Origin of the sequence: Enterococcus sp. 125944 (genome assembly GCF_051909435.1) — a bacterium.
GTDB classification, from domain to species: Bacteria; Bacillota; Bacilli; order Lactobacillales; family Enterococcaceae; genus Enterococcus_D; species Enterococcus_D gallinarum.
In genome coordinates, this window is record NZ_JBQASY010000006.1 from 138,814 (window position 1) to 160,471 (window position 21,658).

Genomic DNA, 21,658 nt, shown 5'->3' on the forward strand with positions numbered 1-21,658 from the left:
AGAAAAGGCGATCATCTTTTCGATCTGTCTCTTCAAACTTTTGTTTTGGTAATCTTGGTCAAACTAGTTACCGGTAGATGTGAAGAGAGAATTGTAGCCTCAAAAGTAGAGAATTTCCTGATTGATGACATGTCCAATAGATCACAACTATCTTCGAGAGGATTAACAGAAACTTTACGTGTTGTAAATACAAACAATAAATTGCTTTGGTACTCTTTTTAAAGTAGAGCAAAGCAATTGACAGACTGTGAAATACTCTTTGATTGAGAAAAGGCACACAAGTTAATGTTCGTGATTAGATTGATTTTACTAAAAAAATATCCATTTATAGCGAAAAATAGTTGTAATTAAATGTACATTTTTCTATAATCAAAAAGGTAAAGTTCGTTAATTGGTTGTTCTGATTTTTAACACAAAGGAGAAGAAGAATGAAGCTTTGGAAAAAGGTAGGAATCGTTGGATTAGGGTTAGCAACTGGATTGGCATTAGCAGCTTGCGGAGCGGGAGAATCTAGTTCGAGTGCAGAGGAACAATATGTTCCAGAAAAGTTGACAGTTCAATTTGTGCCCTCGCAAGCAGCAGAAACGTTAGAGGCTAAAGCGAAACCGCTTGAAAAGCTGCTAAGTGATAAATTAGGAATTCCAGTTACCGTAAGTGTTTCAACAGATTACAATACGATCGTCGAAGCAATGGCTTCTAAGCAAGTGGATGTAGGCTTTTTGCCTCCAAATGCTTATGTTTTGGCTCATGAACAAAGCAATGTAAAAGTATTACTGCAGGCACAGCGATATGGAATCAAGCAGCCTGGTGGTGAAGCGACAGATGAATTGGTGGATAGCTATCGATCAATGGTTGTGGTCAAGAGCGGCAGCGATATCAAGGAATTAGCTGATTTGAAAGGGAAAACGATCGCTACACAAGATGTAACCTCTTCGGCTGGGTATGTTTGGCCAGTTGCGGAACTTCAAAAAGAAGGGATAGACATCAATAAGGATGTAACGACAATTCAAGTCAAAGGTCATGACCAAGCAGTTTTGGCTGTCTTAAACGGAGATGTAGATGCGGCTTTCGTTTTTGAAGATGCGCGAAATACAGTGAAAAAAGATTATCCTAAAATCATGAATGACGTGGAACCTATGTATTTCACAGAACCAATCCCGAATGACACCATTAGTGTTCGCAGTGATATGAGTGAGGAATGGGACAAAAAAATCCAAGATGCCTTTATCGAAATTGGTAAAGATGAAGAAGGTCATCAAATCATTTCAGATATCTACTCTCATGAAGGCTATGTAGTCTCCCAAGACAGTAATTTTGATATCGTTCGTGAATATGCAGAACAAGTAGGACAATAAGCGGCAGAGAAAGGGTATCGTATCAACAGATACCCTTTTCAATTTTATAAAAGTAGTTTAATGAGAGAAAGTAGGAGAACCATGGCGTTAGCAAATAAAAAGATCATTTCGTTTAGAAATGTGACAAAAGAATATCCAAACGGTGTGCTGGGGTTAAAAGATTTGAATATTGACATCGATCAAGGGGAGTTTGTGATCGTTGTTGGGTTGTCTGGTGCGGGGAAATCAACCATGCTGCGTTCCATCAACCGCTTGCACGAAATCACCAGTGGCGAAATTTTGATCGATAATCGCTCCATTACAAAGGCAAAGGGCAAAGAATTACGTTTGATTCGCCGAGACATTGGCATGATTTTCCAAAGCTTCAATTTGGTAAAACGTTCGAGTGTCTTAAGGAATGTTCTCACTGGAAGAGTCGCTTATCACCCCACTCTTCAGATGCTTTTGGGATTGTTTCCGCAAGCGGATAAGGAACTAGCTTATCAATCGCTACAAAGAGTGAATCTAGCCGAAAAAGTTTATTCAAGAGCCGATCAATTGTCTGGTGGGCAGCAACAACGGGTCTCGATTGCACGGGCATTGACTCAGGAACCAAAAATCATTTTAGCGGATGAGCCGGTAGCTTCTCTGGATCCTATGACAACGGAGAAGGTCATGAGTGATTTAAAGCGGATCAATCAAGAGTTAGGTATTACGATCGTTGTCAATTTGCATTCCGTGCAATTAGCGCGAGAGTATGGTACACGGATCATTGGGTTACGTGATGGTTGCCTTGTTTTTGATGGACCAGTTAGCGAAGCCACTGACCGAAAATTAAAAGAAATCTACGGCAGTGAGATTATCGAAGAACAAGGAGGCACAGAAAAATGACCACTCAATTGTTGCCTAAACGAAGCGGACTATGGAAGAATATTCTTTGGTTGGTGCTTTTTTTGCTCGTTTTGATTTTGAGTGGATCGATTACGGGAGTCGATCTTCGCCGTTTTTTTGAAAATGCGGATCAAATGAACGTGATACTGATAAAAATGCTGCGACCAGATTGGTCGTATAGTACGATCATTGTGGAGCCTCTTCTTCAAACCATTCAAATGGCAATTGTCGGAACAACGTTTGGGGCGCTCATTGCTTTGCCTTTTTCTTTGCTGGCAGCCAGAAATATCCTAACAATTCCTTGGCTATCGGGGATTTTTCGCTTTCTTTTGAATATCGTGCGAACGATTCCTGATTTGATGTTGGCGGCGCTGTTCGTAGCAGTTGTCGGTATTGGTCCGGTAGCTGGTGTGATTTCAATTTCCATCTTTTCTTTTGGGATGATCACGAAATTATTTTATGAGTCGATCGAAACAATTGATGCGGGACCGATCGAGGCTGTCACCGCTTCAGGGGGATCAAAACTGGCGATTATCCGTTACGCAGTACTTCCGCAGGTAACGAGTCATTTTTTAAGTTATCTTTTGTACGCCTTTGAGATCAATGTTCGCGCCTCAACGATCTTAGGGTATATCGGCGCGGGAGGAATCGGTGTCTTTTTGCAACGATCATTGAGTCAATTTCGCTACGACCAAACGGCAATTATCGTTTTGGCGATTTTTATCGTTGTTCTTCTTATAGATACCATCAGTAATAGAGTAAGGGAGCGATTGCTATGATGTTGCCAACGGAACCCCAGAAAAAAAGAAAATGGCTTTTCGTGCTCGTTCTGGTTGCTATTTATATTTGGGCATTTGCAGGAATCCCCTTAGCTGCTATCAAAGAAAACGTTGGTCAAATCTTAGGGGCAATTTTCTACGGATTGATCCATCCAGATTGGAGTTATGTCTATACCGGGGATGGCGAAGATTTGTTCAGTTTAATGATTGAAACGGTAGCCATCGCTTTTGTTGGTACATTTATTTCTTCTTTATTAAGTATTCCTTTTGCGTTTTGGGCAGCTCGAAGCAAAAATACACCTAGATTCTTGTCGAGCACAGGAAAAGTCGTCTTAACAGCGATTCGCACGTTTCCTGAGATTGTTCTAGCCATCATGTTTATTAAAACTGTTGGTCCAGGATCTTTTGCGGGCGTTTTAGCCGTCAGTGTCCATTCCATAGGTATGTTGGCCAAGTTATATAGTGAAGCGATCGAAAATATGGATCAGGGACCTTCTGAATCTGTTGTGAGTGCTGGCGGAAATCGCTGGGCGGTTTTAGGATTTGCGACTTTACCGCAGTTGATTCCAGAATTTTTGTCGTTTACTTTATATCGTTTTGAATTAGCTGTTCGCTCTGCATCGATTCTGGGAATAGTGGGAGCAGGAGGGATTGGTACACCGATGATTTTTGCTATCAATGCACGATCTTGGAGTCGTGTGGGCATCATTTTGCTTGGTATTATTTTGACAGTTACCTGTATTGATTTTATTTCGGGGCGTTTACGCAAACGATTGGTCTAAGAATAAGAAATACGGCAATTACACACAGCCCTATTCGATTCAATTGGAGATTCGGTCAGAGTTATTCGCGGTGGTTTGCAAAAAAGACAAATCTGGTGGCTCTTTGTTATACTAAAATGTGAAACGAAGTAGCATTAAGGAGGCAGAGGAGATGAAAGCACTATTGATCGTCAATCCTAGTTCAGGAGGCGAAAAAGCTGCAGAATACGAGGAATTAGCAACAAAAAAATTGCAGGAACTATTTGATGAAGTGGCTGTTGCACACACAGAAAAAGCGGGTGATGCCGAGCGGTTCGCATCTGAAGCTGTCGGCTCCGTGGATAGCGTGTTTGCAATGGGAGGTGATGGTACAGTTAATGAGGCGATCAGCGGAATTGCTAGTCATGAGGAGCGTCCGCGTTTTGGCTTTTTCCCTCTAGGTACAGTCAATGATTTGGCTCGTGCATTGGCCATTCCTCTTGATCCTAAAGAAGCAATCGAATCATTTTCGTTGAAACATTCTCGCAAAATCGATATTGGGAAAATCAATGACGATTATTTCATGAATGTAGTGGCGATCGGCATCATTCCAGCAGCTATCAACAATGTTGAAGTTGAAGAAAAAACGAAACTTGGAAAAATGGCTTATTTCCTTTCCGGGTTGCGGGAAGTACGCAAAAATGAAAGTCATCAATTTGAAATTATCACTAGTGGTCAGGAAGCAACAGAAACCAAAATTGAAAGCAGCACACTGATCGTAGGATCGTCGAATACGATCGGTGGTTTTGAATCGCTGTTACCAGAAGCGAGTACGAATGATGGGAAATTGCATCTTATCTACATTAAAGACAGCAATCTTTGGGAAACCATCAAGAGTATTCCCGAACTGCTAAAAGGAGTGACGGAATCCAACGAATCCCTTGGATATCTAACGTTTGAAAAAGCGCAGATCAAACTACTGGATGATACAACGATCGAAACCAATGTCGATGGAGACCCTGGTCCAAGTCTGCCGGTTGAGATCCAAGTATTACCACAACATATTACTGTGTTTTGCGGGCAAGAAAAAAATCAAGCATAAGCTAGTGGGTAAAGATAATCCTTGTTTTTAGACAAGGATTGTCTTTTTTTTATTAGAAAGGTATACTGATAAAAATTTGAAGAAAGAAGGGAATATATGAACATTCGAAAGGCTGCTGTTGCAGATACCAAATCATTGTTAAAAATTTATGCGCCTTATGTAGATCATACGGCTATTACTTTTGAAACGGAGATACCAACTGAGGAAGAGTTTGCGCACCGGATCACTCAAACACTTCAGCGTTATCCATACTTGATTGCTGAAGAAAATGGTGTCATTCTTGGCTATGCTTATGCCACCGCTTACAAAACACGAGCTGCCTATGACTGGACGGCGGAAGTGACGGTTTACATCGATCGAGAAGTAAAAGCAAAAGGGATAGGAACGATGCTTTATCATCATTTGGAGTCAGAGTTGAAAAAACAAAATATCGTAAATTTGACCGCTTGTATCACGGCTGGGAATGAAAGCAGTGTGAGGTTCCATCAAAAATTTGGTTACAAAGAAGTTGCATGTTTCCCACAAATTGGCTATAAGTTTGAGCAGTGGCACGATGTTTTATGGATGCAAAAAGAGTTGCAGCAGTTTGATGGTGACGTGCCAAAATTTATTCCCTACCCATTGACACAATAATCATAGCATTAGATTGTCTTTTTTTTGCTAAATGCTTTATTCTTAAGTTAATCAAAAGGTGCTATGAAAAAATGGTTAGTGCTGTAAGCTGCAAGATTTTTCAAGGTGTGTGTTTAAGGGTGGCTAGGTTATTGGCTGGTTTGAGTAGGGAAAGTATTCAGAAAGGATTTGCAATTTTTATTCAAACCCATTAAAGTATTCAAGGATAAAACTTTCAAGGAGGCGGAGCTGTTGGGGAAACGGATTGAGCGTATTTATCAATTTTTATTGGAAAATACAGAAAATGGCTTGAATGAAAAGGGAACGACGACATCAGAGGTCGCTGATCAATTGATGATCCAACGAAGCAATGCCAGCAAAGATTTGAATCAACTTGTCAAAGAAGGCCGCGTTCAAAAGAGTGATACCCGGCCAGTGAGGTATTGGGTAGCTCAAGATGCACGGTCTGGGCCTGAGAAATATGTTCCAAGTTATAAAGAGAACCGCCCCCAAAGAGAGAAAGCTACGCCGCAGCGAGTGGATGTCAAATTGGGAAACCGTGATATTTTTTCAACGATCATTGGTGTGAACGGCAGCATGAAAAATGCTGTCGAACAAGCCAAAGCGGCAATTCTGTATCCTCCTAAGGGGCTGAATTGTTTGATCACTGGACCAACAGGTTCAGGGAAGACGTATTTTGCTCACGCCATGTTTCAGTTTGCGAAAAGCAATCAGGTGATCGAAGAGGAAAAAGAGTTGATCGTTTTCAACTGTGCCGATTATGCCAATAATCCAGAGTTGCTTATGAGCCATTTGTTCGGTTATGTTCGCGGTGCTTTTACCGGAGCGGATCAGGAGAAAACCGGAATCATTGATCAGGCGGATGAAAGTATGCTATTTCTAGATGAAATACATCGATTGCCGCCTGAAGGACAAGAAATGATTTTTTACTTTATGGATCATGGAACCTTTAGTCGATTAGGTGAGACTGGTAAAAATCATCAAGCCAATGTTCGCATCGTCGGAGCAACTACTGAGGATCCCAATTCGACATTGTTGGACACTTTTACTCGGAGAATTCCGATCAATATCCAACTGCCGTTTTTTGAAAAACGACCTGCCTCAGAAAAAGTGGATCTTGTTCGGGTACTTGTAGGACAAGAAGCAACACGAATCCAACGCACGATCACATTGACTGAAGATGTCGTTAAAGCGTTGATTGGCAGTGTCAGCTTCGGAAATATTGGTCAATTGAAGTCCAACGTTCAGTTGGTCTGTGCACGAGGGTTCTTGAATCATATGCAACAAGATGAAATCGAGATTGATTTGGACGAACTTCCCGAAGGAATCCGCTCAGGATTAATGGTCTTGGGGAATCGCCGAGATGAGTTAGCTGAGCTGTCCAAAATTCTTGAGCCGACTGTGCGTGTTCAACCAAACCAAAATCTTAATAATATTCAATCCGATTCTTATGAATTACCGTATAATCTTTACGATATTATCGGCGATAAAGCTGCTTTATTAAAAGCGGATGGGCTGGATCAAGAAGCCATCAATCATTTCATATCTACAGATATCAATGTTCATTTGAAATCATTTTACAAAGATCACGGCTTTTCTTTCAATTCAGAAAACAAATTGAGCGAGTTTGTGGATCAAAAAGTGATCACAGTGACAAATCGTATTTATGATCTGGTACGCACAAGGCTGAACTATGAATTTCAGCAAAATTTTGTGTATGCGATGAGCTTACACATTAGTTCTTTTTTGAAAAAAATTCATCTGGGAGAAGAACGGCATACCAATGACAATATTCGTCAAATGGTCGCCGACTATCCGAAAGAGTTTGAAGTTGCTAAAGAAATTCGTACATTTATTGGTGATAGTTTCAAAGTATCGATTCCTGAAAGTGAAACCTATTATTTGGCTGTTTTACTCGTATCTTTGCGGACTGCCCATTCCTCTGGAAAAATTGGTGTAGTTGTAGCAGCCCATGGGAATAGCACGGCAAGCAGTATGGTTCAAGTGGTTCAACAACTTTTAGAAGTGGATCAAGTGGCAGCAGTAGACATGCCTTTGGACATGCCGCCTACCGTTGCATTGAAAAAGATCGAAGAAAGTGTTCAAGCAGTTAATGATGGTAGCGGCGTGATTTTATTAGTAGACATGGGATCTTTGGCTACCTTCAACAATGAGATTCAGAGGGAAACAGGTGTGATTGTACGGACTGTCGATATGGTGACGACATCAATCGTTTTGGAAACAGTCCGAAAAGCATCAGTTATCGGCACGGACATCGATAGTTTGTACGAATCGCTTAGAAAATTTCGCGGCTATGGTTCCGTTGAACAGCCAGAGGGACACTTAAGCAATCATCATCGCAAAGCCATCTTAGCTATCTGTGCCTCGGGTAAAGGAACGGCTCAGAGGATCAAAGAACTAATTCAAAGTTCCCTCTCGAAACGTCAAAATCAGAATGTAGAGGTTGTGACACTTTCAGTGGCTGATTTAAAGACTGAGTTAGAACCCATACAAAGACAGTATCAACTGATCGCCACGACAGGGATCATAGATCCTAAAATCGATGCGCCTTTTATTTCTCTGGAACGATTCATTGATCAAGATGTAGATCAATTGTTGGAAGAAATTTTGTTAGAGAATGATCTGAGTTTTGAACAAGATGTTGAACTTGGTGAAGAACAAGCAGAAGAAATTTGTTTTAAATATATGGAGCAAAACCTGACTTTTGTCAATCCGCGAAAAGTTATCGAGCCATTGTGGCAATTTGGCCATCAATTGATCAATGATTTAGAATTGACGGATGCAATACCAGGGTTTCAAATCAATTTTGTGCTCCACTCTGCTGGAATGATCGAACGGATCGTATTAAAGCAACCTTTAACTGTCGATGAACCCCTTGTTTCTGAACTGAAGCAAGAGCCGATGTACAAAAAACTTCACATCCATGTTCGCTCGTTCTCGCGCTTGTTAAATGTAGAAATACCAGAAAGCGAAGAATATTACTTAGCAGAGTTGATTAAAAATCATCAAGAAAAAACGGTTTTGGCTGATCAATAATACATTAAGAATAGAATACACTAAAAAAGATACACTGTTTTTCAGTGTATCTTTTTTAGTGTATCATCAAGAGGCCGATTCTTAAGCCTTTCCAAAGATTAGTGTATTGTATAAAAGTTGGCACGCTTCTTGCTTCTATATAAGTGGATACAGGAGGTGAATGAAAAAAGTAAGGGATCCACAAATAGCCAGCGGATCGATGGATGTAGGAGGTTTTTACGATGGGAATGGATATACGTCTTGCTCGGATCGATGATCGTTTGATTCATGGTCAAGTAGCAACAGCCTGGTCGAAAATGACTGGTATTAACCGAATCATCGTTGTCAGTGACGAAGTCGCAAATGATCAGCTTCGCAAATTTCTTTTGAAAGAAGCCGCTCCGCCAGGAATCAAATCCAATGTCGTCACAGTGGCGAAAATGCTTGAGGTTGCACATAACGCATTATTTGATACCCAAAAAGTCATGTTATTATTTACCAATCCTCAAGATGTTGTCACACTAGTCAAAGGCGGATTACCGATTCATTCAATCAATATTGGAGGAATGAGCTTTTCGATAGGAAAGCGGATGATCACTAATTTTGTTTCTGTCAATGATCAAGACCTCGAATCACTGCTTTATTTGCAGAAACAGGGCATTGAAGTCGAGATTCGAAAAGTGCCTGCTGATCGTAAAATCTATTTGATGGATATTTTGGAAAAAGAGGGTAGTCACACTTGATTTTTCGTCGTTGCTTTTTTTCTTTCATTTAAGTGTCACATTTATCAATTTTGAAATAGGAGGTAAAAAGATGGTAGGAATTATCCTAGCAAGTCATGGAGAATTTGCAAACGGCATTTTGCAATCTGGTTCAATGATTTTCGGCGAACAAGAAAATGTTAAAGCTGTAACATTGATGCCAAGTGAAGGCCCAGATGATATCAAAGCAAAAATGCAAGAAGCAATCGCCACATTCGACGATCAAGAAGAAGTGTTATTCTTAGTTGATCTTTGGGGCGGTACACCTTTCAACCAAGCAAACAGCTTGTTTGAAGACCACAAAGACAAATGGGCAATCGTAGCTGGTATGAATTTACCAATGGTCATCGAGGCTTACGCTTCACGTTTTTCAATGAATACAGCACATGAGATTGCTGCACATATCATTGAAACAGCTAAAGAAGGGGTCAAGGTGAAACCAGAAGAACTTGAACCGGCAGAAGCTGCTGCTCCAGTTGTGGCTGACGATCAACCTAAAGGATCACTTCCTCCAGGTACTGTACTGGGCGATGGCAAGATCAAAATTGTATTGGCTCGTGTTGACTCTCGTTTGCTTCACGGACAAGTAGCTACAGCATGGACAAAATCAGTGAATCCATCACGGATCATCGTAGTATCAGATGCAGTTGCAAAAGACGACTTGCGTAAAAAATTGATCGAACAAGCAGCTCCTCCAGGAGTAAAAGCCAATGTTATTCCAGTAGAAAAAATGATCGAAGTGTCAAAAGACCCTCGTTTTGGTAATACGAAAGCATTGCTATTGTTTGAAAATCCAGAAGATGTATTGCGAGTAGTAGAAGGCGGCGTAGACATTCAAGAAGTCAACGTTGGTTCAATGGCTCACTCAGTCGGAAAAGTTGTTGTAAGTAAAGTATTGTCTATGGGTACTGAAGACGTTGAAACGTTCGAAGAACTAAAATCACGGGGCATCAAATTTGATGTGCGTAAAGTACCAAACGATTCACGCGACAACATGGATGAAATTTTGCGTAAAGCGAAAAACGAATTGTCGAACAAGTAAAAAGTATACAACTAAATAGGAGGTCTATCATGTCTATTATATCTATGGTATTAGTAGTAGTCGTTGCCTTTTTAGCTGGTATGGAAGGGATCTTGGATGAATTCCAATTCCACCAACCGCTAGTGGCATGTACATTGATCGGTCTAGTGACCGGTAACTTAGAAGCATGTATTATTTTAGGTGGATCATTACAAATGATCGCGTTAGGTTGGGCAAACATTGGTGCCGCTGTCGCACCGGATGCTGCATTGGCATCTGTTGCATCTGCAATTATTTTAGTTTTAGGTGGACAAGGACGTGGCGGTGTTGACACAGCCATTGCCGTTGCGATTCCTTTGGCTGTAGCTGGTTTGTTCTTAACAATGATCGTACGTACATTAGCTGTACCAATCGTTCACTTTATGGATGCAGCTGCTGAAGAAGGTAATATCCGCAAAATCGAAATGTGGCATGTGATTGCCGTATGTATGCAAGGGATCCGTATTGCGATTCCAGCAGCAGCATTGCTAGCAATTCCAGCTGCAACTGTTCAAAACTTCCTAGAATCTATGCCAGCTTGGTTAACAGATGGTATGGCTATCGGTGGTGGTATGGTTGTTGCCGTAGGTTACGCAATGGTTATCAACATGATGGCAACTCGTGAAGTATGGCCATTCTTCATCATTGGTTTTGTGATTGCAGCGATTTCTGAATTGACATTGATTGCGATCGGTGCATTGGCAGTAGCTATTGCATTGATTTACTTGAACATCACCAAAATGGGCGGATCATCAAATGGAGGCGGCGGCAGCAACACTGGCGACCCTCTAGGCGATATCTTGAATGACTATTAGAATCGAAGGAGGAGAAAAAAATGGCAGAAAAAATTCAATTAAGTAAAAAAGATCGTTTAGCCGTAGCATGGCGCTCTACCTTCATTCAAGGTTCATGGAACTATGAACGTATGCAAAATGGTGGTTGGGCATTCTCAATGATTCCAGCAATCAAAAAATTATACAAAACAAAAGAAGACCGTGCCGCTGCTTTGAAGCGTCATTTGGAATTCTTTAACACTCACCCATATATTGCTTCACCAATTCTAGGGGTAACTTTAGCATTGGAAGAAGAACGTGCCAATGGAGCCGCTGTCGATGATGTAGCGATCCAAGGGGTAAAAGTTGGTATGATGGGTCCTTTGGCTGGTGTCGGTGACCCTGTATTCTGGTTTACTGTTCGTCCGATGTTAGGAGCTCTAGGTGCTTCTCTAGCGTTAGGAGGAAACATCTTAGGCCCAATCATCTTCTTCTTGGCTTGGAATATCATTCGTTGGGCATTTATGTGGTATACACAAGAATTTGGCTACCGTGCCGGATCAAAAATCACAGATGACCTTTCAGGTGGTTTGCTGCAAGACGTAACAAAAGGTGCTTCAATCCTAGGGATGTTCGTATTAGGATCGCTTGTTCAACGTTGGGTATCAATTTCATTTGCACCAGTTGTATCTCGTGTCCCTCTTGATGAAGGAGCATATGTGGATTGGGCAAAATTGCCATCAGGTCCAGAAGGGTTACAACAAGCATTCCAACAAGTCGCTGAAGGCCGTGCATTAACAGATACGAAAGTAACAACCTTGCAAAACAACTTGGATCAATTGATTCCTGGGTTGGCTGCACTATTACTTACTTTGTTATGTATGTGGTTATTGAAGAAAAAAGTTTCTCCAATCATCATCATTATCGGTTTGTTCTTAGTCGGTATCGGTGGACACTTGATCGGATTGTTCTAATCTTTCAACTAAAAGTGCTTGGGGAAACCCAAGCACTTTTTATCTATTCGCCAAAAATCATCAGAACAAGTATAATAAGAAACAATAAGACGTAGAAATGGAGCAAACAAATTATGGTACAATCCCTGAACACCAAAGTTGATTTGACGATCGATGCGACCTCATTTTTGGGTATCAACGAATATGGCAAAATTATGATCGGCGACAAGGCTTTTGAATTTTACAACGACCGTGACCAGCGGAAGTTTATCCAGATTCCTTGGGAAGATGTAGATTACGTGATTGCCTCTGTCATGTTCAAAGGTCGTTGGATCCCAAGGTACGCTATTCGGACGAAAAAAAATGGCACCTATACTTTTTCTTCGAAAGAGCCCAAGAAAGTTTTGCGGGCGATTCGCGTCTATGTTGATCCGGATCATATGGTTCATTCTCTTGGCTTTTTCGATGTGCTAAAGCGGGCGTTCACTCGCAGAAAATAACATGCAGGCATATTTTTGTTCAAACCATAATTGATGTGGTACCCTTTTATTAGAAAGTTTAGGAGGGGTATTATGCATTTTTTATGGACATTGATCGTAGGTGCGGTCATCGGATCAATCGGAGGCGCAATCGCTGGTGAGAAACGCGGTTGTATCTTTGATATCGTAGCCGGGCTAGTTGGGGCATCGATTGGTCAAGCACTATTTGGAACATGGGGACCACAGATTGCTGGAATGGCAATTGTTCCTGCCATTATCGGAGCGGTCATTTTTGTCGCTGTTGTTTCGTTCTTCTTGGGACGTAGAAAATAACTTACAGCCATTCATTTTTTAATGAATGGCTTTTTTTTTGTGACTTTTTCTCTGTGAGTTCGTATAGTAGGTATGGAGGGGTGACTGAGTTGGGAGATGAACTGTTAGCAAAAATATATAAAGATTACTCGCAAGACTGTTATTTGTATGCGTTTTATTTTACAAAAAATAAAGAGCAGGCCCAAGATTTAGTCAGTGAGGCGTTTCTCGTCATAGCGGAATCTCTCGATGAGCTAAACGAAAAGCAAATCAACTATTTTTTACTAAAAATAATCAAAAATCGCTTCATTGACTGGACGCGTAAACAAACGGTGGCACATCGATGGCGAAAGTTTCCTTCACACGTTTTTCAAGCAGAAAGCCAACAGTTGTCTACCCCATTGGAAGAAATAATAGGACAAGAGAGAAAAAGAGCATTGTATCGCAGTATTGAGAAATTACCTAAAGATACGCGAGAAGTGATTTTACTATACTATTTTTTGGAGTGGCGAATTGAGGAAATTGCAACGTATAAAGAATGGAGCTACACGCAAGCGAAGAATCGTTTGTATCGAGGAAGACAATTACTTAAGGAGGAATTAACAAATGAATGAACCATTTCACTTTGAACAATTGCAAAGGAAAATCAAACAACAACGTTACAAACGAGGGATTTTCTTTCTTTTTGCAGCTGTTGTACTGACAATTGCAGTTTTACTTGTAATGCCAAAATTTGTTGACCTCTTTTTCTATGATCCTCGGCAAAGTAGCCTACAAGTAAATCAAGATAGTTACATCATGAATCGTCAAATCAATAACGAGTTAACGACGCAAAATCATTTTCTATCGAAGTATGAAATACGTTCATTAGGTTTTGGCAGTTATGAGGTGACAGAAGTTTATCAAAATCTCGATCAGAATCATTCTACGATTCAGACAGTAACGATCGATAAAAATCACTTGCTGAAGAATTATCTCTCTAATTCGCAAAAAAAAGATTTTCTTTTTGAATCACGAATGCGAGATTCATCGAGTCTTGAATTCTCTGAGAATCAGACAATGAAGCAGAACCTTTTGAACAATTTAAAAAAATTGCCCAAAAGCACTTCGTTGATTACCACATTAATTTTTGAGAAAGACTTATCTTTGGAAGAATTGAGAGACTGGCAGATGTATCAAATACCCAAAGGAGAAATTCTCTGGACAGCTGTTCGAACAGGGGGGGCAACTGGAAATCAAGATTTTCAGCCGCTTGGGTTTTCCAATAATTTTTCTCGTGTAGTCCCAGAAGAAAAGACACTTGAAGAGAGTTTTTTAAAAGACTTTCCTTTTCTGGATTTATCTGAAGCAACTAGCAAACAACAATCAGACTATTCAGAAACAGAACAATCCGCTGCGCATTTTGAATCGATGTTGAAATACTTACTAACCCAGAAAGACTTTTTAGCCTTGGAATCGAATGACGCGCGTGATATTTTATCTGTTGAACAAATTGAAACAGCGTTGACCTACATTCAAAAAAACGGTGTACAAACCTATGGAATTTCAGCACGCATGTCCGTAGATGCACTGATTACCCTTCTAGAAGACGGTGAAAACATTTTAACAGCGCGTGTGATGGAGACGAATTTGTTTTCTTTGATAGACCAGATTAACGAGGATTAAAGAATGTCAAAAAGCAATCTGTCTTTTTTTGTATAAATTTTTTTCATTCTTTTCGCTTTTCTGGGAAGTTTGCTATAATAATACAGAACAAGAAAGTGGGGAGAAAGAATGTTAAGAGTTGAAAAATTAAGAGAAGCAATGAGAAAAGATGCCATTGATGGTTTTTTGATCACGAGCCCATACAATTTGCGTTATTTGACCAATTTTACCGGCACGACTGGTTTAGCTGTCATTACATTGGACAAAGCTTTTTTCGTTACTGATTTTCGTTATACAGAGCAAGCGGCTGCTCAAGCACAAGGATTTGAAATCGTAAAAAATAGCGGACCGATTTTTGAAGAAGTTGCGGCTATTTGCGAAAAAGAAGAGATCAATGTTTTGGCTTTCGAAGAAAGTTACGTCAGCTTTTCTGATTATTCGGTCTTGGAGGAGATTATTGAAGAATCTTCATTGGCTCCTGTTTCAGGTATGATCGAAGCATTGCGGGAAGTCAAAGATGAGTCAGAAATCGCGTTGATCCAACAAGCTTGCCATATTGCGGATCAAGGATTTGAACATATTTTGAAAATGATCCGTCCCGGAATGTCAGAAATAGAAGTAGCCAATCAACTTGACTTTTTCATGCGTTCTTTGGGCGCTACAAGCGTTTCTTTTGATACAATCGTTGCCAGTGGATTACGTTCAGCTATGCCCCATGGGGTAGCTAGTGAAAAAGTAATTGAACAAGGAGATTTGATCACTCTGGATTTTGGTTGCTACTATCAAGGATATGTTTCTGATATGACTCGGACGTTCGCCGTAGGTGATCCCGGAGACAAATTAAAAGAAATTTATCAAATCGTCCTTGAAGCTCAAGAAAAAGTTTTAGCTGCAGCCAAACCGGGCATGACAGGAATTGAATTAGATGCAATCGCACGTGATCATATTGCTTCATTCGGCTATGGAGAAGCTTTCGGACATTCAACGGGTCACGGAATCGGTCTAGAGATCCATGAAGGACCAAACGTCTCTTTCCGAGCAGACAAAGCATTTGTTACGGGCAACGTCATTACAGACGAACCGGGAATTTATCTTCCAGGTATCGGCGGCGTTCGAATCGAAGATGATTTGTTGATCACAGAAACTGGTAATCAAGTTTTGACGCATTCTCCTAAAGAATTGATCATCTTGTAAATCAACATCCTCGTTTATTTCAGAAAATTCATTGAGAATAGTGGGTTATTATAGATTCTCAGTGCAGAAAATGATAAACTTAGAGCGAGAAGAAACCTCTATACAAATGAAACTGTCTATCCAAGTCATGACTTATTGAGACGAAACATATCGTGAAGGGATAGATAACAATGTGTGGAAGTTTAGAATGGAGGCAAAACTTATGAATGAAGATAAAAATCTAGTCTTAGACGCAAGTCCTGAATTAGGCGAAATCGTGATCGCACCAGAAGTCATCGAGATCATTATTGGTATCGCAGCATCTAAAGTGGAAGGTGTCTATGGGATGCGGGGGACATTAGCCAATAGTGTGACTGAATTGCTTGGACGCTCCGCGCATGGCAAAGGGGTCTACTTGACAATCGATGAAACTGGGATCAAGGTTGATCTTTATTGCTATCTAAGCTATGGCGTTTCAGTGCCTAAAGTAGCAATGGAAATTCAAGATCGAGTGAAACAGCAAGTATTGTTCATGACAGATGTTCACTTAGCGGAAGTCAATGTCCATGTGGTAGCTGTAGTACCAGAAAAGATTGAGCAACCTGATATTGAAGAATTATTCGGAAACGACGAGGAAGAAAATGAGTAAAGAATTATCACGTCACGAGATTCGGAAAATGGCTCTGCAAGCCTTATTTCCTTTAGATTTTAATAAAGATTTAACGAAACAAGATGCGATCATGCATGCAATTGAGTTGGAACACCATGAGCTGATTGATGAAGAACAGGAACACTTCGTTCCAGCGTATTTGGATCAACTTGTAGCAGGGGTATGTCAGTACAAAGAAGCGTTGGATGAAGTGATCCAGTCCCATTTAAAATCCGGTTGGAAGATCCAACGATTATCAAAAATGGATGTAACGATTTTACGAATTGCATTATATGAAATGGTGTATGTTGACAATGTTCCTAATCGAGTCGCGTTAAATGAAGCCATTGAATTAGCCAAAACATTCAGTGATGACCAATCAAGAAAATTTGTGAATGGTATTTTATCTAATGTGAACAGTGAAATTGAAAGTAAGAATGACTAGTTTATAATCAAAACAGCCTCAGCTAAAAGCTGAGGCTGTTTTTTGGTTATTTGCGATACAATGCCATAGTTGCTATTAAGTTGGTTGAGGTAAAAAAACTGAGTCTTTTTACAGAGAGAAGTGTTAATAAAAGTAATTTTTTCAAAAAAACAGCTGAAAAATAAAAATAAAAGCGATATTTTGAATAAAAGTATTGACTTTAGAATATTCTGACGATTTAATTGAAAGTAATAATTGAAAGGAGTCAGAAAAAAATGAAAATTATTTCAGTGGATAATGGGAAAGAATTTGAAACGATATTTGATTCATTGAATCAAACCAACGGAAAGGTTCAGATGGGAGTGGTTCGGTTAGCTCCCGGTGAGAAAAGACCATTAGAGGGATTTGCACGTCACACACAAGATGAATTTTCCTATGTGATCAAAGGCAGCGCTCATACAGTTTTAGAAGACGGAACAGATCTCACTGGAAATCCGGGAGACTGTCAATGGATCGAAGCCGGAGAAGGGCATATCAACTACAATGATGGCACAGAAACGGCTGAGGTTGTGTGGTTTTTGGTGGAACGATAAAAAAGGAGGAAAAGAATGAGAAAAGGATTTAACAGATTGTTGGGGTTGATAGTAGCAATGATATTTTTGACTGGATGTACAGCAGGCACAACAACAAAGCAGAAAGAAGATTCAGCCTCTCAAGTGATTCGACTAATGTCTATGACAGAGCTAACTTCATTGGATCCGGCTGCCATGTTGGACTTCCCAGATGCAATTATTCAAACAGCCACTTTTGAAGGCTTATATCTATTGGATGAAAAGGATGAAGTGCAGCCGGGTGTAGCAGTTGATTTACCGGAAATTTCGTCTGACGGCAAAACTTATCGCTTTAGGTTACGCGAAAATGCACAATGGAGCAATGGGGATCCGGTGACAGCGAATGACTTTGAATATGCTTGGAAACGGATGATTGATCCTGAAAATGCATTTCAGTATAGTTTCTTGATGAATGGGTTGATCGAAAATGCGGAAGAAATTGCCCGTGGCGATCAGTCGGCGGATACGCTAGGTGTTGAAGCAAAGGATGACTATACATTAGAAGTCCGTCTTACACAACCAGCTCCGTATTTTACTTCCTTGATGGTTTTTCCGATTTTCTTTCCTCAAAATCAATCGGTTGTCGAAAAATTTGGACAGGAATATGGGACAGCTAGCGACAAAATTGTTTATAATGGACCATTTGTTGTAAAAAACTGGCAGCAAACTGAGATGAATTGGGATTTAGCCAAGAATGAATCTTATTGGGATCAAGAAGCTATTCTGGCAGAAGAGATCCATTATGATGTGGTAAAAGAATCTGCAACCGCGCTAAATCTTTATGAAGATGGACAGTTGGATGTCGCGATCATCAGTGGAGAGATCGCCAAACAAATGCAGTCAAGTGACCAATTTGCCTCTTATCCTTCTGCAACGATGAATTATATCCGGTTAAATCAAGAAAGAAAGGGACAACCGACACCTTTACAAAATGAAAATTTACGAAAAGCTCTCGCATTGGCCATTGATAAAGAGAATCTTGTCAATAATATTATGGCAGATGGATCCAAACCCTTGAATGGCGCGATCACAGAAGGCTTTGTCGCTAATCCTGATACTGGCGTGGACTTTCGTGAGGAAGCTGGTGATTTGATGGCCTATGATAAAGAAAAAGCGCTAGCCTATTGGGAACAGGCAAAAGCAGAATTAGGCGATGAAATCGAGCTTGATCTGTTAACGACTGATGATGGTTCCTACAAAAAAATGGGTGAAAGTATCCAATGGAGTTTGGAGGACCTCTTTACTGGTTTGAAGGTCAATATGCGCTCGCTGCCAGCCGAAACAGCGTTGAATCTTGCTAGTGAAAGCGACTATGATTTGTTCCTAATTTATTGGACTCCCGATTACCAAGATCCTTATTCTACACTTAAGATGATGTATAGCGGAAACAATCGCCATTACTCGAATCCTGTTTATGACCGCTTATTGGATGATGCCAGCACTACCTATGCTCTTGATGAGAACAAGCGATGGGAAACGATGATTGCAGCCGAAAGAGAACTGATGGAAACAACTGCCGGTATGATCGTTATCAGCCAAAATCAAAACTCAGTGTTACAAAATCCTTCAATCTCAGGATTAAACTATCACACTTTTGCGGCACCGATGACTCTCAGAAACCTTGTGAAAAATGAGTGAAGAATAGCTGATCAATCAGACTCATTATATCAAAACTACGGGTTTTGAATTGATTAGGTTTCTACAAATAAATAGTGAAAACTAGGCAGTCCTTTTGCAAAAGAGGCTGCCTTTATTGTTCTGTGTGAGTCTTTGGTTAAGCAGTTGCAATGAGAAAATGCTATGATACTAGAGATGGGAAACTATGATTTTCCTACCAGAAATCATTTTTCTTCAAAGCGAACTATGCTAGAATAGAAAAAAGTCAGAGGAGTTGTCAAGATGGGTATTTTGATTAATGGAAAAGAATTAGCAGAAAAAATGCAAGCAGATCTTACTGCAGAAACCGCCCTTTTAAAAGAACAAGGAATTGTTCCCGGCTTAGTTGTTTTACTGGTAGGGGAAGATAAAGCAAGTCAAACGTATGTGCGAAACAAAGAACTGGCTGCGGCAAGAATCGGCATACGATCTAAAGTTGAACATTATCCCGAGTCGATAACTGAAGAAGAACTACTTAGTGAAATCGACAAGTACAATCAGGACCCAGACTTTCATGGTATCTTAGTCCAGCTGCCACTGCCAAAACAAATCGATGAAGAGAAAGTGTTGCTAGCTATCCGACCTGAAAAAGATGTCGATGGTTTCCATCCTATCAACCTTGGTAAATTGTTTGCTGGTGTTCCCGATCGAATCCCTTGCACCCCTTACGGTATTATGAAAATGTTTGAAGCGTATGATATTCCACTTGAAGGTAAAAATGCATTAGTGATCGGCCGAAGCAATATCGTAGGCAAACCGATGGCACATTTGCTTCTCGGTAAAAATGCTACCGTCACTATCGCACATTCAAAAACACAGAATTTACCAGCATTGGCTAGACAAGCCGATATCTTAGTGGTTGCGATTGGACGCGGTCATTTTGTAACTAAAGAATTTGTGAAAGAAGGAGCAGTCGTTATTGATGTAGGAATGAATCGTGATGAGGCAGGAAAATTGATTGGGGATGTGAAATTTGCTGAAGTTGAACCTATCGCAAGCTATATCACGCCAGTTCCACGAGGCGTCGGACCAATGACGATCACGATGCTGATGGCACAAACCTTAGCAGCGGCAAAGGAGACTGTAAAGAGATAACATGGCACAACAATATTTAACTGTGACCGCATTGACCAAATACTTGAAACGCAAGTTTGATGCTGATCCTTACTTGGAACGGGTCTATTTGACTGGAGAAATCTCCAATTTTCGCAGACGGCCAAACCATCAATATTTTAGCTTGAAAGACGATGGCGCAAAAATTTCGACAGTCATGTTCAAGGGAGCTTTTGACAAGCTGCGATTTCAGCCGGAAGAAGGAATGAAAGTGTTGGCTGTTGGCCGCATTTCACTCTATGAGGCCAGCGGAAATTATCAGATGTACATTGAACACATGGAACCTGACGGAGTGGGGGCGTTGTATCAAGCCTACGAACAACTTAAGAAAAAATTAGCAGAAGAAGGGCTATTTTCAGCTCCAAAAAAAATCCTTCCACGATTTCCAAAACGAATCGCGGTACTTACAAGCCCGAGTGGCGCAGTGATTCGGGATATTATCACCACTGCGCAGCGGCGCTATCCGATTGCCGAAATCGTCTTGTTTCCAACCGTAGTCCAAGGAGACAAGGCAGCAGATGATGTAGTAAAAAATATCCAGCGAGTAGAAGCAGATGGCACCTTCGATACAATGATTATTGGCCGCGGCGGAGGTTCTATCGAAGATCTCTGGCCATTTAATGAAGAACGCGTTGCACGTGCCATATTCGCTGCCGAGACACCAGTCATTTCTTCTGTGGGACATGAGACAGATACCACCATCGCTGATTTAGTGGCTGATGTACGAGCAGCCACACCAACTGCTGCTGCTGAATTAGCAGTGCCAGTTCTTTCAGAAGAAATTTTACGGATCGAAGAGAAGCAAACAAGGCTTGAACAAGCATTTATGTATCAAATCCAGCGGAAACAAGAACGTTTCCAACGGGCAATAGGTTCTTATATTTTTCGTCAACCAGAGCGCTTATATGAGGCCCAAGCGATTAAGCTGGATCAGTTGCAGCAACGAATGAATCAATCGTTGCAAACACAGCTCTATGATAAAGAGAAGGTGGCCAGTCAGTTGATTCATCGTTTGGAACAACAGCTACCTAAGGCACGGCTATCAGCTGCAGGACAAGAAGTTACTTATTTAACGCAACGACTAGAAAAAGCCATTCAACTTAGCGTTGAAAAAAAAGAACAGCGATTTTTAAGTGCTCTCCAATCGTTAGATCTTTTGAGCCCTCTAAAAATCATGGGACGAGGCTACAGTTTTACGACGAAAGACGAGCAAGTCGTTAAAACCATCGCAGATATTGAAGCTGGTGATGAGTTGAACGTCCATTATCAAGATGGTCAAGCGCTTGTTAAAGTTATTGCAACAGAAGGAGAAGATCATGGCAAATCCAACATTTGAAGAATCATTACAAGAATTAGAACAAATCGTTACTCGGCTGGAACAAGGGGATGTACCATTAGAAGAAGCTCTTGACGCTTTTCAAAAGGGAATGGTGTTAAGCAAACAGTGCAAAGATACATTGGCTAAAGCAGAAAAATCATTAACAAAAATGATGACTGAAAACAATGAAGAAGTTCTTTTTGATGAGGAAGACTAA

Annotated in this window: 23 protein-coding genes; all 23 read left to right on the forward strand. The window is 40.6% G+C overall.

Annotated features, from left to right (window positions below; translation table 11 throughout):
• Positions 1 to 428: 428 nt before the first annotated feature.
• The 23 genes from ACTFWY_RS07540 to ACTFWY_RS07650 all read left to right on the forward strand — a co-directional run bounded on the left by ACTFWY_RS07540 (position 429) and on the right by ACTFWY_RS07650 (position 21,658).
• Positions 429 to 1,355 (forward strand): phosphate/phosphite/phosphonate ABC transporter substrate-binding protein, encoded by a 927-nt coding sequence (locus ACTFWY_RS07540; protein ID WP_103299667.1) that lies wholly within the window; start codon positions 429 to 431, stop codon positions 1,353 to 1,355.
• An 81-nt stretch (positions 1,356 to 1,436) separates the two neighbouring features.
• Positions 1,437 to 2,225, forward strand: coding sequence for a phosphonate ABC transporter ATP-binding protein (gene phnC / locus ACTFWY_RS07545; protein WP_005471132.1), 789 nt, complete (start codon positions 1,437 to 1,439; stop codon positions 2,223 to 2,225).
• Positions 2,222 to 3,004 carry a phosphonate ABC transporter, permease protein PhnE gene (gene phnE / locus ACTFWY_RS07550; RefSeq protein ID WP_081131634.1) on the forward strand — a complete coding sequence of 261 codons (783 nt, stop codon included), beginning with the start codon at positions 2,222 to 2,224 and terminating at the stop codon, positions 3,002 to 3,004. Before phnC ends, phnE (ACTFWY_RS07550) begins: the two co-directional genes overlap by 4 nt.
• Entirely contained in the window at positions 3,001 to 3,786 is a 786-nt protein-coding gene (gene phnE / locus ACTFWY_RS07555; RefSeq protein ID WP_171917336.1) for a phosphonate ABC transporter, permease protein PhnE, read from the forward strand. The genes phnE (ACTFWY_RS07550) and phnE (ACTFWY_RS07555) overlap by 4 nt, the downstream gene beginning before the upstream one ends.
• 151 nt (positions 3,787 to 3,937) lie before the next feature.
• A complete protein-coding gene (locus ACTFWY_RS07560) occupies positions 3,938 to 4,846 on the forward strand; it encodes a diacylglycerol/lipid kinase family protein (RefSeq protein WP_113849567.1) in 909 nt (302 codons plus the stop codon).
• Positions 4,847 to 4,942: 96 nt separating this feature from the next.
• The gene (locus tag ACTFWY_RS07565) at positions 4,943 to 5,479 is read left to right on the forward strand and encodes a GNAT family N-acetyltransferase (RefSeq protein WP_113849568.1); all 537 of its coding nucleotides are present in this window, start codon (positions 4,943 to 4,945) and stop codon (positions 5,477 to 5,479) included.
• A 231-nt stretch (positions 5,480 to 5,710) separates the two neighbouring features.
• Positions 5,711 to 8,536, forward strand: a complete 2,826-nt coding sequence (locus ACTFWY_RS07570) for a sigma-54-dependent transcriptional regulator (protein WP_005471136.1) — start codon at positions 5,711 to 5,713, stop codon at positions 8,534 to 8,536.
• A gap of 227 nt (positions 8,537 to 8,763) precedes the next feature.
• Positions 8,764 to 9,258, forward strand: coding sequence for a PTS system mannose/fructose/N-acetylgalactosamine-transporter subunit IIB (locus ACTFWY_RS07575; protein WP_029486684.1), 495 nt, complete (start codon positions 8,764 to 8,766; stop codon positions 9,256 to 9,258).
• A 70-nt stretch (positions 9,259 to 9,328) separates the two neighbouring features.
• Entirely contained in the window at positions 9,329 to 10,318 is a 990-nt protein-coding gene (locus ACTFWY_RS07580; RefSeq protein ID WP_003126193.1) for a mannose/fructose/sorbose PTS transporter subunit IIB, read from the forward strand.
• Positions 10,319 to 10,347: 29 nt separating this feature from the next.
• Entirely contained in the window at positions 10,348 to 11,151 is an 804-nt protein-coding gene (locus ACTFWY_RS07585; RefSeq protein ID WP_003126194.1) for a PTS mannose/fructose/sorbose transporter subunit IIC, read from the forward strand.
• A 20-nt stretch (positions 11,152 to 11,171) separates the two neighbouring features.
• Positions 11,172 to 12,083 (forward strand): PTS system mannose/fructose/sorbose family transporter subunit IID, encoded by a 912-nt coding sequence (locus ACTFWY_RS07590; protein ID WP_003126195.1) that lies wholly within the window; start codon positions 11,172 to 11,174, stop codon positions 12,081 to 12,083.
• 113 nt (positions 12,084 to 12,196) lie between these two features.
• Positions 12,197 to 12,562: a DUF956 family protein gene (locus ACTFWY_RS07595; RefSeq protein ID WP_005471141.1), complete on the forward strand. Its 366-nt coding sequence runs from the start codon at positions 12,197 to 12,199 to the stop codon at positions 12,560 to 12,562.
• A 72-nt stretch (positions 12,563 to 12,634) separates the two neighbouring features.
• Positions 12,635 to 12,874 (forward strand): GlsB/YeaQ/YmgE family stress response membrane protein, encoded by a 240-nt coding sequence (locus ACTFWY_RS07600; protein WP_005471142.1) that lies wholly within the window; start codon positions 12,635 to 12,637, stop codon positions 12,872 to 12,874.
• Between the two features lie 80 nt (positions 12,875 to 12,954).
• The gene (locus ACTFWY_RS07605; RefSeq protein WP_005471145.1) at positions 12,955 to 13,467 is read left to right on the forward strand and encodes an RNA polymerase sigma factor; all 513 of its coding nucleotides are present in this window, start codon (positions 12,955 to 12,957) and stop codon (positions 13,465 to 13,467) included.
• Positions 13,460 to 14,518, forward strand: coding sequence for an anti sigma factor C-terminal domain-containing protein (locus ACTFWY_RS07610; protein WP_311828328.1), 1,059 nt, complete (start codon positions 13,460 to 13,462; stop codon positions 14,516 to 14,518). Before ACTFWY_RS07605 ends, ACTFWY_RS07610 begins: the two co-directional genes overlap by 8 nt.
• Positions 14,519 to 14,626: 108 nt before the next feature.
• A complete protein-coding gene (locus tag ACTFWY_RS07615; protein ID WP_138372060.1) occupies positions 14,627 to 15,691 on the forward strand; it encodes a M24 family metallopeptidase in 1,065 nt (354 codons plus the stop codon).
• A 202-nt stretch (positions 15,692 to 15,893) separates the two neighbouring features.
• Positions 15,894 to 16,319 carry an Asp23/Gls24 family envelope stress response protein gene (locus tag ACTFWY_RS07620; RefSeq protein WP_003126202.1) on the forward strand — a complete coding sequence of 142 codons (426 nt, stop codon included), beginning with the start codon at positions 15,894 to 15,896 and terminating at the stop codon, positions 16,317 to 16,319.
• Positions 16,312 to 16,764: a transcription antitermination factor NusB gene (nusB, locus tag ACTFWY_RS07625; protein ID WP_003126203.1), complete on the forward strand. Its 453-nt coding sequence runs from the start codon at positions 16,312 to 16,314 to the stop codon at positions 16,762 to 16,764. The genes ACTFWY_RS07620 and nusB overlap by 8 nt, the downstream gene beginning before the upstream one ends.
• Positions 16,765 to 17,018: 254 nt before the next feature.
• Positions 17,019 to 17,336, forward strand: a complete 318-nt coding sequence (locus tag ACTFWY_RS07630) for a cupin domain-containing protein (RefSeq protein ID WP_113849571.1) — start codon at positions 17,019 to 17,021, stop codon at positions 17,334 to 17,336.
• 15 nt (positions 17,337 to 17,351) lie between these two features.
• Positions 17,352 to 18,992: a peptide ABC transporter substrate-binding protein gene (locus ACTFWY_RS07635; protein WP_311828330.1), complete on the forward strand. Its 1,641-nt coding sequence runs from the start codon at positions 17,352 to 17,354 to the stop codon at positions 18,990 to 18,992.
• A 261-nt stretch (positions 18,993 to 19,253) separates the two neighbouring features.
• On the forward strand, positions 19,254 to 20,105 hold the full coding sequence (locus tag ACTFWY_RS07640; RefSeq protein WP_005471160.1) for a bifunctional methylenetetrahydrofolate dehydrogenase/methenyltetrahydrofolate cyclohydrolase: 852 nt from the start codon (positions 19,254 to 19,256) through the stop codon (positions 20,103 to 20,105).
• 1 nt (position 20,106) lies between these two features.
• Positions 20,107 to 21,459, forward strand: a complete 1,353-nt coding sequence (gene xseA / locus ACTFWY_RS07645; RefSeq protein ID WP_113849573.1) for an exodeoxyribonuclease VII large subunit — start codon at positions 20,107 to 20,109, stop codon at positions 21,457 to 21,459.
• Complete coding sequence (locus ACTFWY_RS07650) at positions 21,440 to 21,658, forward strand: exodeoxyribonuclease VII small subunit (RefSeq protein ID WP_003126209.1); 219 nt, start codon at positions 21,440 to 21,442, stop codon at positions 21,656 to 21,658. Before xseA ends, ACTFWY_RS07650 begins: the two co-directional genes overlap by 20 nt.

Excerpts from the sequence above, each read along its gene's own strand:
- ACTFWY_RS07540 (WP_103299667.1), top strand. The coding sequence starts at position 429 with ATGAAGCTTTGGAAAAAGGTAGGAATCGTTGGATTAGGGTTAGCAACT.
- phnC (WP_005471132.1), top strand. The coding sequence starts at position 1,437 with ATGGCGTTAGCAAATAAAAAGATCATTTCGTTTAGAAATGTGACAAAA.
- phnE (WP_081131634.1), top strand. The coding sequence starts at position 2,222 with ATGACCACTCAATTGTTGCCTAAACGAAGCGGACTATGGAAGAATATT.
- phnE (WP_171917336.1), top strand. The coding sequence starts at position 3,001 with ATGATGTTGCCAACGGAACCCCAGAAAAAAAGAAAATGGCTTTTCGTG.
- ACTFWY_RS07560 (WP_113849567.1), top strand. The coding sequence starts at position 3,938 with ATGAAAGCACTATTGATCGTCAATCCTAGTTCAGGAGGCGAAAAAGCT.
- ACTFWY_RS07565 (WP_113849568.1), top strand. The coding sequence starts at position 4,943 with ATGAACATTCGAAAGGCTGCTGTTGCAGATACCAAATCATTGTTAAAA.
- ACTFWY_RS07575 (WP_029486684.1), top strand. The coding sequence starts at position 8,764 with ATGGATATACGTCTTGCTCGGATCGATGATCGTTTGATTCATGGTCAA.
- ACTFWY_RS07580 (WP_003126193.1), top strand. The coding sequence starts at position 9,329 with ATGGTAGGAATTATCCTAGCAAGTCATGGAGAATTTGCAAACGGCATT.
- ACTFWY_RS07585 (WP_003126194.1), top strand. The coding sequence starts at position 10,348 with ATGTCTATTATATCTATGGTATTAGTAGTAGTCGTTGCCTTTTTAGCT.
- ACTFWY_RS07590 (WP_003126195.1), top strand. The coding sequence starts at position 11,172 with ATGGCAGAAAAAATTCAATTAAGTAAAAAAGATCGTTTAGCCGTAGCA.
- ACTFWY_RS07595 (WP_005471141.1), top strand. The coding sequence starts at position 12,197 with ATGGTACAATCCCTGAACACCAAAGTTGATTTGACGATCGATGCGACC.
- ACTFWY_RS07600 (WP_005471142.1), top strand. The coding sequence starts at position 12,635 with ATGCATTTTTTATGGACATTGATCGTAGGTGCGGTCATCGGATCAATC.
- ACTFWY_RS07610 (WP_311828328.1), top strand. The coding sequence starts at position 13,460 with ATGAATGAACCATTTCACTTTGAACAATTGCAAAGGAAAATCAAACAA.
- ACTFWY_RS07615 (WP_138372060.1), top strand. The coding sequence starts at position 14,627 with ATGTTAAGAGTTGAAAAATTAAGAGAAGCAATGAGAAAAGATGCCATT.
- ACTFWY_RS07620 (WP_003126202.1), top strand. The coding sequence starts at position 15,894 with ATGAATGAAGATAAAAATCTAGTCTTAGACGCAAGTCCTGAATTAGGC.
- nusB (WP_003126203.1), top strand. The coding sequence starts at position 16,312 with ATGAGTAAAGAATTATCACGTCACGAGATTCGGAAAATGGCTCTGCAA.
- ACTFWY_RS07630 (WP_113849571.1), top strand. The coding sequence starts at position 17,019 with ATGAAAATTATTTCAGTGGATAATGGGAAAGAATTTGAAACGATATTT.
- ACTFWY_RS07635 (WP_311828330.1), top strand. The coding sequence starts at position 17,352 with ATGAGAAAAGGATTTAACAGATTGTTGGGGTTGATAGTAGCAATGATA.
- ACTFWY_RS07640 (WP_005471160.1), top strand. The coding sequence starts at position 19,254 with ATGGGTATTTTGATTAATGGAAAAGAATTAGCAGAAAAAATGCAAGCA.
- xseA (WP_113849573.1), top strand. The coding sequence starts at position 20,107 with ATGGCACAACAATATTTAACTGTGACCGCATTGACCAAATACTTGAAA.
- ACTFWY_RS07650 (WP_003126209.1), top strand. The coding sequence starts at position 21,440 with ATGGCAAATCCAACATTTGAAGAATCATTACAAGAATTAGAACAAATC.